Here is an 11,336-nt window from a genome sequence, read left to right on the forward strand (position 1 = left end):
CAAGAGCCGCTCCGCCTGCCGATAGTCATGAGGAACGAGTGCGCGGCGTGACGTCGCGGGCCGGGGAGCACGAGCACGGCAGGGGGTGGCGCGCCATGACGGCGTGGCCGGACATCAACGAGCGCGTGGTGATCGTCCGCTCCGACGGGGAGGACTGCGTCACCCGGATCGAGGACGACGCGCGCGGACTGCTCGCCGTCGCCGATCCCGGGAGCCCGACCTGGCGGGTCGGCGCGCGCGCCGGCACGGGCTACGAGCTGCGGTGGCCCTCCGCCCGCGGGATCTGGTCGGTGCCGGTCGTGCTGCGCAGCACCGAGCGCGGCGACGTGCCCCTCTGGTGGCTCGAGCCGGCCGAGGAGCCGCACCTGGAGCAGCGGCGCAACCACGTGCGCGCCGCCGCGCCGGGGGCTCGCATCGAGATCACCTGGTCCCGCGCCCAGCGCGAGCGCCAGACCGGCGTCGTCGCCGACCTCAGCGAGGGCGGCACCCGCGCGGTGCTGCCGAGCTGGGTGCCGGCTGCCTCCGGTGAGGAGGTCGAGTGCCGGATCGAGGCGGGCTCGACCGTGCTCGTCCTGTCCGGCGTCGTGCTCCGCGCCACCCACCCGCACGGGAGCACCGAGGTGGTGATCACCTTCGACGACCTGTCCGAGGCGGTGGCCTCCCGGGTGCGGCAGCTCGTCTTCGCCTGGCAGCGCCTCGCGCGCCGCTGACGCCACGGGCACCACCCCGTCCTCGCCGTGCGCGCTCGCCCGGCGGCGCTGAGGATGGGGCGGTGCTCCTCTTCTTCAACAACCGCCTGGGCTGCCTCGGCTCCCTGCTCGTCTCCCTGGTCCTCACCGGGCTGGTCCTGGGGCTGCTGCTGGTCTTCTGACGCCGGTCCTCGGGCTCCGGCGCGCGGGCCGGCAGCGCTAGGGTCCTGCGGTGCCCGACGGCCCCGACGCCGACCTCCGCAGCCGGCTGCTCGCCGTCCCGCGGTCGCTGCGCCCGTCCTCCCCGGCCCAGTTCATCGTGGCCGCGTTCCTCGTCGTGGTCCTCGCCGGCACCGCCGCCCTGATGGTGCCGCTGGCCAAGGCGGGGGAGGGCGGCGCCGGGCTGCTCGAGGCGCTGTTCACCGCCACGTCAGCGGTGTCGGTCACCGGCCTGACCGTCGTCGACACCGCGGACCACTGGACCCCGCTGGGTCACGTGGTCATCCTCGTGCTGATCCAGATCGGCGGCCTGGGGATCATGACGTCGGCGTCGCTGCTCGGGCTGCTCACCCTGCGCCGCTTCGGCATGTCGACGCGGATCAGCGCCCTCGAGGAGTCCCGCAGCATCGGGCCGGGCGACCTGCGCTCGGTGGTGTCCAGCGTCGTGCGGATCAGCCTCGTCATCGAGGTCGTCGTCGCCGCCCTGCTGGCCGCCCGGCTGGCCGCTGGGTACGGCGAGCCGCCGCTGCGAGCCCTGTGGCTGGGCGCCTTCCACTCGATCTCCGCGTTCAACAGCGCCGGCTTCGCGCTCTACCCCGACAGCCTCGAGCAGTTCGCCGGCGACCCGCTGGTGCTGCTCCCGATCGGGGCGGCGGTCGTCCTGGGGAGCCTGGGCTTCCCCGTGCTGCTCGAGCTCAGCCGCGAGCTGCGGCGCCCGCGGCGGTGGAGCCTCAACACCGTCCTGGTGCTGTGGGCCGGCGGCATCCTCCTGGCCCTGGGGAGCCTGCTCTCGACGGCGCTGGAGTGGAACAACCCCGCGACGCTGGGCCCGCTGAGCACGGGCCAGAAGCTGTTCGCTGGCGCGTTCGAGATGGTCGTCCCCCGCTCGGCGGGCTTCACCACCGGCCCCATCGACGGCCTGGACCGCGGTTCCTGGCTGGTCCTCGACGCGCTCATGTTCATCGGCTCCGGCCCGGCCGGCACGGGCGGAGGGATCAAGCTCACGACGGCGGCCGTGCTGTTCTTCGTCATCTACGCCGAGGCGCGCGGCGACAGCGCCGTCAACGCCTTCGGACGCCGCATCCCCCGCTCGGTGCACCGCCAGGCGATCAGCGTCGTGCTGCTGGCGACCGGCGCCGTGGCGGCTGCCACCCTGGCGCTGACGCTCATCTCGCGCGCCCCCCTGGAGGAGGTGCTCTTCGAGGTGATCTCCGCGTTCGCCACGGTGGGGCTCTCCACCGGCCTGACCGAGCGCCTGCCCACGTCGGGCCAGGTGCTGCTCGTCGTCCTGATGCTCGTGGGCCGCCTCGGCCCCATCACCGTCGCCACCGCCCTGGCGCTGAGCCGCCGCAGCCGCCTGTACCAGCTGCCCGAGGAGAGGCCGATCATTGGCTAGGAACCCGATCTCGCGCGTCGCGCAGCCGTCCGGCCCGCGCAGCGCCGCCCGGCTCGCCCACACCGACTCCGTGGCCGTCATCGGCCTGGGCCGCTTCGGGCGCGCGCTCGCGCTGGAGCTCGTCGCGGCGGGGGTCGACGTCCTCGGGATCGACGACGACGAGGACCTCGTGCAGTCCCTGCACGGCCAGCTCACCCACGTGGTGCGCGCGGACTGCACCCGCGAGGACGCCCTGCGCCAGCTCGCGGTGCCGGACTTCGACACCGTCGTCGTGGGCATCGGGAGCAACCTGGAGGCGAGCATCCTCACCGCCTCCCTCGTGGTGGGGTTCGGCGTCCGGGACCTGTGGGCGAAGGCCACGAGCGAGGCCCACGCGCGGATCCTCACCCAGCTGGGCGTCCACCACGTCGTGCGCCCGGAGAACGACATGGGCCGGCGGGTGGCGCACCTGGTCCACGGGGCGATGAAGGACTACATCGACTTCGAGGGCGACTTCGCCATGGTGACGATCGAGCCGCCGGCGGAGCTGCTCGGCCAGCCGCTGGGCGAGACCGGCCTGCGCAAGCGCTACGGCGTGACGATCGTCGCGGTCCGCGTCGGCGGTGAGGCGTGGACGCACGCCACCGCGCAGACGGTGCTCTCGCGCGGCGACACCGTCATCGCCGCCGGCTCGGTGAAGGCGACCGAGCGGTTCAGCCGCCTCGCCCGCTCCTGAGCCGGCTCAGGGCCGCAGGCCGCCCAGCGGCGCCACCGCCAGCGCGGACTCCTCGCACACCCACTGCGGGTCCTCGCCGAGGTCGGGGGTGATCCGCAGCTCGTGCGGGTCCGGGTGCTCGCACGCCGGCGGCCCCGGGCAGGGCGGCCAGCGCAGGCCGTGCTGCTCCAGCAGGGCCTCCTGCACGTCCTGGGCGACCTGCCCGGCGACGTACCGGGTGCCGTCGGGCCACTGCTGCACCCACCAGGCGCGCTCGGCGACGGCGTCCTCCACCGTGCTCACGACCGCGGCGGTGTCCAGGCCGGTGGCCACGAGGTCGTGCACCACCCGGGCGCGGGCGTCCATGAGGGGGTCCTCAGCCACCGCTCCTCCTGCTCCTCTTCGGTCTGCTCACGCGTGCACGACCACGGCGGCCACCCAGCAGCCGGCCGCCGCCAGGCCCGCGGCCAGCTCGACCACGAGGGCGATGACCACCGCCCGCAGCCCCACGAGGGTGCTCCGCCAGGACGCCGCCCCCGGCCCGAGCCGCACCCGCTCGGCCGCGTAGAGCCCGGCCACGACGCCGAGCGGCAGGCCCACCACGGGGACGACGAAGAACCCGACCAGCCCGGCCAGGCCCGCGACGACGAGGGACCGCTGCGGGATCCCGGCGGCGACGAGGCTGCGCCCGGCGAGGCCGTAGGAGAGCACCTTCCCGGCGACGAGCAGGGCCGCGGCGGCGGCCAGGGCCACCCAGCCGGCCGCGTCGCCGGCGCCGAGGGCCCACACGAGGGCGCCGGCCGCGACGAGCAGGGAGCCGGGCAGGACGGGGACCACGATCCCCACCAGCCCGAGGACGACGAGGGCGCCGGCGACGAGCGTCAGTGCGCTCACGCCGGCGCCCTCCTGAGCGGTGCGTTCGTGGTGGAGCGGGTCAGCGCTCCGGGGCCGGGGCCGCGGGCGCGGTGAGGCGCTCGGACTCGTCCTGGATCTCCGCGGCCACCTCCCGCAGCTTGGCGGCGTGCTCTCGCCCGTGGTGGGCGCAGAACAGGAGCTCCCCGCCCGAGGGCAGGAGCACGCGGACGTAGGCCTGGGCGCCGCAGCGGTCGCACCGCTCGGCGGTCGTCAGCTGCGGAGTCGTGAGTACAGCGGTCACGTCGCCCCTTCCGGAGTGCGATCGGGTGCCATCGGCATCCGGTGGTGTGCGCCGGCTGGCGCTCACCAGTTCCAACATCCAACCACCGCCGGGCGCTTCCCGGTGGGCCGATCGCACCGGTTCGCCGTGCGCGTAACCCGTCCGGGGGGTCCGGGCACGAGCCGGACCGGTCGGCGAGCGCGCCCGCACCCCCAGGATGGGGCGTCTCGGGCGTTCGCGAGGAGCGGACGCGCCGACGGCCTCGAGCTGCGCCGACCCGGCCCCGGCTGTCGCCGCTGCTGGTTACCCTGACGGGGTGCCTGTGGACAGCGACTACACCGCCCGGCACCTCTCGGTGCTCGAAGGCCTCGAGGCGGTCCGCAAGCGCCCGGGCATGTACATCGGGTCGACCGACTCGCGCGGGCTCATGCACTGCCTCTGGGAGATCATCGACAACAGCGTCGACGAGGCGCTCGGCGGGCACTGCACCCGCATCGACGTCGTCCTCCACGCCGACGGCTCCGTGGAGGTGCGCGACGACGGCCGCGGCATCCCGGTGGACGTCGAGCCGCGCACCGGGCTGAGCGGCGTCGAGGTCGTCTTCACCAAGCTGCACGCCGGCGGCAAGTTCGGCGGCGGCTCCTACACCGCGTCCGGCGGCCTGCACGGCGTCGGCGCCAGCGTCGTCAACGCCCTGTCGTCCCGCCTCGACGTCGAGGTCGACCGCGGCGGTCTCGTCCACGCCATGAGCTTCCGCCGCGGCGAGCCCGGCGTCTTCAGCGGCGCGCCCGACGACGGCCCGGACGCCGAGTTCACCCCGTTCACCGACGCCTCGGTGCTGCGCGTGGCGGGCAAGGTCAAGCGCGGCGTGACCGGCACCCGGGTGCGCTACTGGTCCGACCCGATGGTCTTCCTGCGCGAGGCGGCCTTCAGCTACGACGAGCTCGTCACCCGCGCCCGCCAGACCTCATTCCTCGTCCCGGGGCTGACGCTGCGCGTGCGCGACGAGCGCCGCCTGCCCGGCACGCCGGGGGAGTCCGGGCCCTCGGAGGAGGTCTTCCGCCACGACGGCGGGATCGCCGAGTTCGTCGAGCACCTGGCCACCGACCCGGCGGTCACCGACACCTGGCGCCTGCAGGGCAGCGGCCGGTTCACCGAGACCGTGCCCGTGCTCGACGAGCGCGGCCACATGGTCAGCCGCGAGGTCGAGCGCGAGTGCGCCGTCGACCTCGCGCTGCGCTGGGGCACCGGCTACGACACCGAGCTGCGCAGCTTCGTCAACATCATCGCCACCCCCAAGGGCGGCACCCACGTCGCGGGCATGGAGGCGGCCCTGCTGCGCACCCTGCGCAAGGCCGTCGAGACCAACGCCCGCCGCCTGAAGGTCAGCGCCAAGGAGGAGAAGCCCGACAAGGACGACGTGATGGCCGGCATGACCGCCGTGCTGACCGTCCGGCTGGCCGAGCCGCAGTTCGAGGGCCAGACCAAGGAGGTGCTGGGCACCGCCGCCGTGCGCGCCATCGTCACCCGCGTGGTGGAGAAGGAGCTCACCGCCGTCTTCGCCAGCCCGGCGAAGGGCACCAAGAACCAGGTCTCCCTGCTGCTGGACAAGGTCGTCGCCGAGACCCGCGCCCGGGTCAGCGCCCGCCAGCAGAAGGAGACCCAGCGGCGCAAGAACGCCCTGGAGACGTCCTCGCTGCCGGCCAAGCTCGCCGACTGCCGCACCAACGACGTCGACCGCTCCGAGCTGTTCATCGTCGAGGGCGACAGCGCGCTGGGCACCGCCAAGCTCGCGCGCTCCTCCGAGCACCAGGCGCTGCTGCCGATCCGGGGCAAGATCCTCAACGTCCAGAAGGCCTCGGTGGCCGACATGCTCCGCAACGCCGAGTGCGCGGCGATCATCCAGGTGGTCGGCGCCGGTTCCGGCCGCAGCTTCGACCTCGACGCCGCCCGCTACGGGAAGATCATCTTCATGGCGGACGCCGACGTCGACGGCGCCCACATCCGCACCCTGCTGCTGACGCTGTTCTTCCGGTACATGCGCCCGCTCGTCGAGGCCGGCCGGGTGTACTCCGCCGTCCCGCCGCTGCACCGGGTGGAGGTGATCGGCTCCGGCCGGGCGAAGAACGAGTACGTCTACACCTACTCCGAGGCCGAGCTCACCGCGCTGCTGGAGCGCCTGCGCAAGAGCGGCAAGCGCTGGAAGGAGGACATCCAGCGCTACAAGGGCCTCGGGGAGATGGACGCCGACCAGCTGGCGAACACCACCATGGACCCCCGCCACCGCACCCTGCGCCGCGTGGGGATCAAGGACGCCGAGGCCGCCGAGCGCGTCTTCGAGCTGCTCATGGGCAACGAGGTCGCTCCCCGCAAGGACTTCATCGTCGAGGGGGCCGCGGCGCTGGACGCCGACCGCATCGACGTCTGAGCGCGCCCGGGGCAGGACGATCCGGTTTCCGGCGCGACAGCGGCGGCGGAGGTGGGCACAGTACGGCCCATGGCCAGCGCAGCCCCTCCCGCCGACGCGTCGTCGCCGGCTGCCGACAGCGGTGAGCGGCCCGAGCTGAAGCGGGTGCTCGGGCCCAAGCTGCTGCTCCTCTTCATCATCGGCGACGTCCTCGGCACCGGCATCTACGCCCTCACCGGGCAGGTGGCCGGCGAGGTGGGCGGTGCGGTGTGGATCCCCTTCCTCGTCGCCTTCGCCGTCGCGCTGCTCACCGCGTGCAGCTACCTCGAGCTCGTCACCAAGTACCCCCGCGCCGCCGGTGCCGCGCTGTACACCCACAAGGCGTTCGGGGTGCACTTCCTGACCTTCCTCGTCTGCTTCACGGTGATGAGCTCGGGGATCACCTCCGCCTCCACCGCCTCGCGCGCCTTCTCGGCCAACACCCTGACCCTCTTCGGGGTGGAGACCCCCGGCGTGGTGGTCGTGACCACCGTCGCCCTGCTGTTCATGCTCGGCGTCGCGGCGGTCAACCTGCGCGGGGTCGGGGAGAGCGTCAAGGCCAACGCCGTGCTCACCTGCATCGAGCTGAGCGGCCTGCTCATCGTCCTGGCGATCGGCGCGTGGGCGCTGCTCGGCGGGGACGGCGACCTGTCGCGGGCGGGCCAGATCGACCTCGCCGACGGCGCCTCGCCCTTCTCGGCGATCACCGCCGCGACCGCGCTGGCCTTCTTCGCTCTCGTCGGCTTCGAGGACTCGGTGAACATGGCCGAGGAGACGCGCGACCCCGTGCGCACCTTCCCGAAGGTGATGTTCCTGGCGCTGGGCCTCGCGGGCGTGCTCTACATCCTCGTCGGGATCGTCGCGGTGGCCGTGGTGCCGCTGGCCGACCTCAGCGAGGGCAGCCAGCCGCTGCTCCAGGTGGTGCAGATCGGCGCCCCCGGCTTCCCGATGCGGATCTTCGCGCTCGTGACGATGTTCGCCGTGGCCAACTCCGCGCTGCTCAACATGCTCATGGCCTCGCGGCTGCTCTACGGCATGGCGCACGAGGGGGTGCTCCCGGGCTGGCTCGGGCGGGTGCTGCACGGGCGCCGCACGCCGTGGACGGCCGTGGTCTTCACCACCTGCCTGAGCCTGGTGCTCATCACCGTGGTCAGCGCCGGCGGGGAGTCCTCGGCGGTGGCCAACCTCGGCGGGACGACCTCGCTGCTGCTCCTGGCCGTCTTCACCGTCGTCCACGTCTGCGTGCTGGTGCTGCGCCGCGACCACGTGGAGCACCGGCACTTCCGGGCCCCCACCGTCGTCCCGTGGATCGGGATCGTCATCTGCGGCTACCTGGTGACGCCGCTGGTCGAGCGGCCCGCGCAGCAGTACCAGATCGCCGGGGGCCTGCTCGCCCTCGGCGTGCTGCTGTGGGCGCTGACCTGGGTGGCCAACCGGGCCCTGCACGCCCGGCGCACCTACGTGCGCGACCCCAGCCACCTCGGCTGAGGCCGCGCCGCGCTCACCCCTCGACGGTGAGCGGCCCGTCGACGGCCAGGACCGGCTGGTCCAGCGGCGTCCCGGAGCCGTCGCGCCGGCCCGTGGCCGGCGGCAGCGGCACGGGCTGGCCGCTGGCCGCGCAGGCCCGCGCCGGGCCCAGCCCGACCCAGGCGAGGGCGAGGGCGTCCTCGCCCTTGAGGAAGCGGTGGCAGCGCACCCCGCCGGTGGCCCGGCCCTTGGCCGGGTACTCCGAGAAGGGCGCCACCTTCACGGTGCCCGGGTCGGTGCCGGGCAGGGCCGCGCTCGCGGCAGCCACGGTGACCACGACGAGGTCGCGCTCGCGGGCGGCGGGCACGGCCGTGAAGGCGACCACGCGGGCCCCCGCCGCGAGCCGCACGCCGGCCATGCCGCCGGCGGCGCGGCCCTGCGGGCGCACGGCGTCGGCGCTGAAGCGCAGCAGCTGCGCGTCGCTGGTGACCATCACGAGGTCGGTGCCCTCCGCCGCCCCGGCAGGGACCTCGACCGCCCCGACGACGGCGTCGCCGTCCTTGAGTCCGATCACGTCCCACGCCTCGCGGGTCCCCACGGCCTCGGGCGCGACTCGCTTGACCACGCCCTGTGCGGTGCCGAGCGCCAGCCCCGGTGCGTCCGGGCCGGTGGACAGGGTGCACAGCGCGACCACGGACTCGCCGTCGGCGAGGGTGAGGAACTCGCTCAGCGGCGCCCCGCCGGACAGCGAGGGCGACCCGGCGGTGGGGGGCAGCACGGGGGTGTCGACCACGCCGAGGCGCAGCACGCGCCCGCGGCTGGTCACCGCGCCGACCGCGCCGCGGGCGGTCGTGCGCACCGCGCTGCGCAGGACGTCGTGGGCGGAGCGCGCCGCGGCAGCGCCCGCGGCGCCGGGGGCGGGCAGGTCGGCGGTGGCGGTGCGCGCCAGCAGCCCGGTGGCGGACAGCAGCACCCAGCAGGGCTCGTCGAGCACCTGCAGCGGCACCGCCGCGGTGGGAGCCGCAGCGGACTCCAGCAGGACGGTCCGCCGGGCGTCGCCGTGCTCGCGGGCCACCTGCGCCAGCTCGTCGGAGACCGCCTCGCGCTGGAGCTGCTCGTCGCCGAGGAGCAGCTCCAGGGCCGCGATCTCGGCCACGAGCTGGTCGCGCTCGGTCTCCAGCTCGATCCGCGAGAAGCGGGTCAGGCGGCGCAGCCGCAGCTCGAGGATGTGGTCCGCCTGGAGCTCGGAGAGGTCGAAGACCTCCGTGAGCCGGGTGCGGGCGACCGCCGCGTCGTCGGCGGCCCGGATGACCTGGATCACCTCGTCGATGTCGAGGACCGCGACGAGCAGCCCCTCGACGAGGTGCAGGCGCTCGCGGCGGCGGGCCAGCCGGTAGGCGCTGCGCCGGCGGACGACCTCCAGGCGGTGCCCGATGTAGACCTGCAGCAGCTCGCGCAGTCCCAGGGTCCGCGGCTGGCCGTCGACCAGGCACACGTTGTTGATGCCGAAGGAGTCCTCCAGCGGGGTGAGGCGGTACAGCTGCTCGAGCACCGCCTCGGGCGTGAAGCCGGTCTTGACCTCGACCACCAGCTGGGTGCCGTTCGCGCGGTCGGTGAGGTCGGTGATGGCGGCGACGCCGAGGAGCTTCTTCGCCTGGACGGCGTCCTTGACCTTGTCGATGACCTTCTCGGGGCCGACCGTGTAGGGCAGGTCGGTGAAGACGATGCCCTTGCGCCGGGCGGTGATGTCCTCGATCCGGGCGCTGGCGCGGGTGCGGAAGGTGCCGCGGCCGGTGGCGTACGCCTCGCGGATGCCGTCCAGCCCGACGATCCGGCCGCCGGTGGGCAGGTCGGGGCCGGGCACGAACCGCATGAGGTCGGCCAGGGTGGCGTCCGGGCGGGCGATGAGGTGGCGGGCGGCGGCGACGACCTCCACGAGGTTGTGCGGCGGCATGTTCGTCGCCATGCCGACCGCGATCCCGCTGGCGCCGTTGACGAGCAGGTTCGGCATCGCCGAGGGCAGCACGGCCGGCTGGGTGCCGCTGTTGTCGTAGGTGGGCACGAAGTCGACGACGTCCTCGCCGAGGCCCTCGGTCATGACGACCGCGGCCGGCGCCATGCGGACCTCGGTGTACCGCGACGCCGCGGGACCGTCGTCGGGGGAGCCGAAGTTGCCGTGGCCGTCGACGAGCGGCACCCGCAGCGAGAAGGGCTGGGCCATCCGCACGAGGGCGTCGTAGATGGCGGTGTCGCCGTGCGGGTGCAGCTTGCCCATGACGTCGCCGACGACGCGGGCGCTCTTGACGTAGCCGCGCTCGGGGCGCAGGCCCATCTCCGCCATCTGGAAGAGGATCCGGCGCTGCACCGGCTTGAGGCCGTCGCGCGCGTCGGGCAGGGCCCGGGAGTAGATGACCGAGTAGGCGTACTCCAGGAACGACCCGCGCATCTCCTCGTCGACGTCGACCTCGAGGATGCGCTCGGTGTAGTCCTCGGGGGGCGGGGGAGTGCTGGAGGTGCGTCGGGCCATGGCGTCCATCCTCCCCGACTGGGCCGACAGTGCGGTGCAGAACGGGACGAAGGTGTGGACGGCGCCGCGGAGGACCTCGCCGCTGCCATGCTCCGCGGGTGGGAGAGAGCCCCCGGGAGCCCGTGCCGTGCCCCGACTGCGGCGCGCCGCTGGCGCCCCGCGCCGTGCGCTGCCCGGCGTGCGACCTGCCCCTGGACAGCGCGGCGGCCCGCGAGCTGTGGGAGGTCGACCGCCGCCTCGGCGCGCTGCGCGCGCGTCGCGAGGAGCTGCTCGCCGCGGCGAGGGCCGCGCGCACCGCGCAGCCCTCGCCCGCACCCGTGCCCGCACCCGAGCCCGTGCCCTTCGCACCCGCCCCCGGCCCGGAGACCCCGCGTCGGGGCGCGCAGCAGCTGCTGCTCGGCGCCGGCGTCCTCCTGGTGGCCGTGGCCGCGGTGGTCTTCGTCGCGGTGGTCTGGTCCTCCCTCGGCGTGGCCGGCCAGACGGCGGTGCTGCTCGCCCTCACCGCCGCCGCGGCCGCGGCCAGCCGCCTGGCGGCCGGCCGGTCGCTGCGGGCCAGCGCCGAGGCGCTGGCCGTCCTGGCCGTGGCGCTGCTCGTCATCTGCCTGGCGGCCGCCGCCGCCCTCGACCTGCTGGGCCTCGGCTCGGTGGAGCCCGACGCGTACGCCACCGGGGCCGCGGCGGCGGTGGCGCTCGCGGCGGCCCTGGCCGACCGCCTGCTCGCCCTGCCCGGCCGCGGAGCGAGCAGCTGGGGCCGTCTCTTCTC

The 11,336-nt window shown here is 74.6% G+C and carries 9 protein-coding genes and 1 pseudogene; 6 read left to right on the plus strand and 4 right to left on the minus strand.

From position 1 onward, the window contains the following. The first annotated feature begins 47 nt into the window (after positions 1–47). The 3 genes from AC5FZL_RS11895 to AC5FZL_RS11905 all read left to right on the plus strand — a co-directional run bounded on the left by AC5FZL_RS11895 (position 48) and on the right by AC5FZL_RS11905 (position 3,019). On the plus strand, positions 48–710 hold the full coding sequence (locus tag AC5FZL_RS11895) for a flagellar brake protein (protein ID WP_493618870.1): 663 nt from the start codon (positions 48–50) through the stop codon (positions 708–710). 211 nt (positions 711–921) lie between these two features. Then, positions 922–2,304, plus strand: a complete 1,383-nt coding sequence (locus tag AC5FZL_RS11900) for a TrkH family potassium uptake protein (RefSeq protein ID WP_493618872.1) — start codon at positions 922–924, stop codon at positions 2,302–2,304. After that, a complete protein-coding gene (locus tag AC5FZL_RS11905; RefSeq protein WP_493618874.1) occupies positions 2,297–3,019 on the plus strand; it encodes a potassium channel family protein in 723 nt (240 codons plus the stop codon). Before AC5FZL_RS11900 ends, AC5FZL_RS11905 begins: the two co-directional genes overlap by 8 nt. Positions 3,020–3,025: 6 nt before the next feature. Here the strand turns inward: AC5FZL_RS11905 and AC5FZL_RS11910 are convergent, their stop codons facing one another. From AC5FZL_RS11910 to AC5FZL_RS11920, 3 genes are read right to left on the minus strand one after another with little or no spacing between them, the layout of a single operon-like run. Further along, positions 3,026–3,364 (minus strand): DUF8819 family protein, encoded by a 339-nt coding sequence (locus tag AC5FZL_RS11910; RefSeq protein WP_493618884.1) that lies wholly within the window; start codon positions 3,362–3,364, stop codon positions 3,026–3,028. A gap of 45 nt (positions 3,365–3,409) precedes the next feature. After that, positions 3,410–3,892 carry a DUF456 domain-containing protein gene (locus AC5FZL_RS11915; RefSeq protein ID WP_493618876.1) on the minus strand — a complete coding sequence of 161 codons (483 nt, stop codon included), beginning with the start codon at positions 3,890–3,892 and terminating at the stop codon, positions 3,410–3,412. A gap of 40 nt (positions 3,893–3,932) precedes the next feature. Then, positions 3,933–4,154, minus strand: a complete 222-nt coding sequence (locus tag AC5FZL_RS11920) for a DUF7455 domain-containing protein (RefSeq protein WP_493618878.1) — start codon at positions 4,152–4,154, stop codon at positions 3,933–3,935. 295 nt (positions 4,155–4,449) lie between these two features. Here AC5FZL_RS11920 and AC5FZL_RS11925 point away from each other — a divergent pair, with 295 nt between their 5' ends. Further along, positions 4,450–6,561: a DNA gyrase/topoisomerase IV subunit B gene (locus AC5FZL_RS11925; RefSeq protein WP_493618879.1), complete on the plus strand. Its 2,112-nt coding sequence runs from the start codon at positions 4,450–4,452 to the stop codon at positions 6,559–6,561. Positions 6,562–6,630: 69 nt separating this feature from the next. After that, positions 6,631–8,067, plus strand: a complete 1,437-nt coding sequence (locus AC5FZL_RS11930) for an APC family permease (RefSeq protein ID WP_493618881.1) — start codon at positions 6,631–6,633, stop codon at positions 8,065–8,067. A gap of 13 nt (positions 8,068–8,080) precedes the next feature. Here AC5FZL_RS11930 and AC5FZL_RS11935 read toward each other — a convergent pair whose 3' ends face one another. Beyond that, positions 8,081–10,573 (minus strand): DNA gyrase/topoisomerase IV subunit A, encoded by a 2,493-nt coding sequence (locus AC5FZL_RS11935; RefSeq protein WP_493618882.1) that lies wholly within the window; start codon positions 10,571–10,573, stop codon positions 8,081–8,083. A gap of 98 nt (positions 10,574–10,671) precedes the next feature. Here AC5FZL_RS11935 and AC5FZL_RS11940 point away from each other — a divergent pair. After that, positions 10,672–11,336 (plus strand): annotated as a pseudogene (locus AC5FZL_RS11940) (hypothetical protein); the annotation flags it as partial.

The organism is Quadrisphaera sp. DVD1 (assembly GCF_058932755.1).

What these genes read in the sequence shown, in the direction of transcription:
- AC5FZL_RS11910 (WP_493618884.1), bottom strand. Translation starts at nt 3,364, where the DNA reads ATGGACGCCCGCGCCCGGGTGGTGCACGACCTCGTGGCCACCGGCCTG.
- AC5FZL_RS11935 (WP_493618882.1), bottom strand. Translation starts at nt 10,573, where the DNA reads ATGGCCCGACGCACCTCCAGCACTCCCCCGCCCCCCGAGGACTACACC.
- AC5FZL_RS11930 (WP_493618881.1), top strand. Translation starts at nt 6,631, where the DNA reads ATGGCCAGCGCAGCCCCTCCCGCCGACGCGTCGTCGCCGGCTGCCGAC.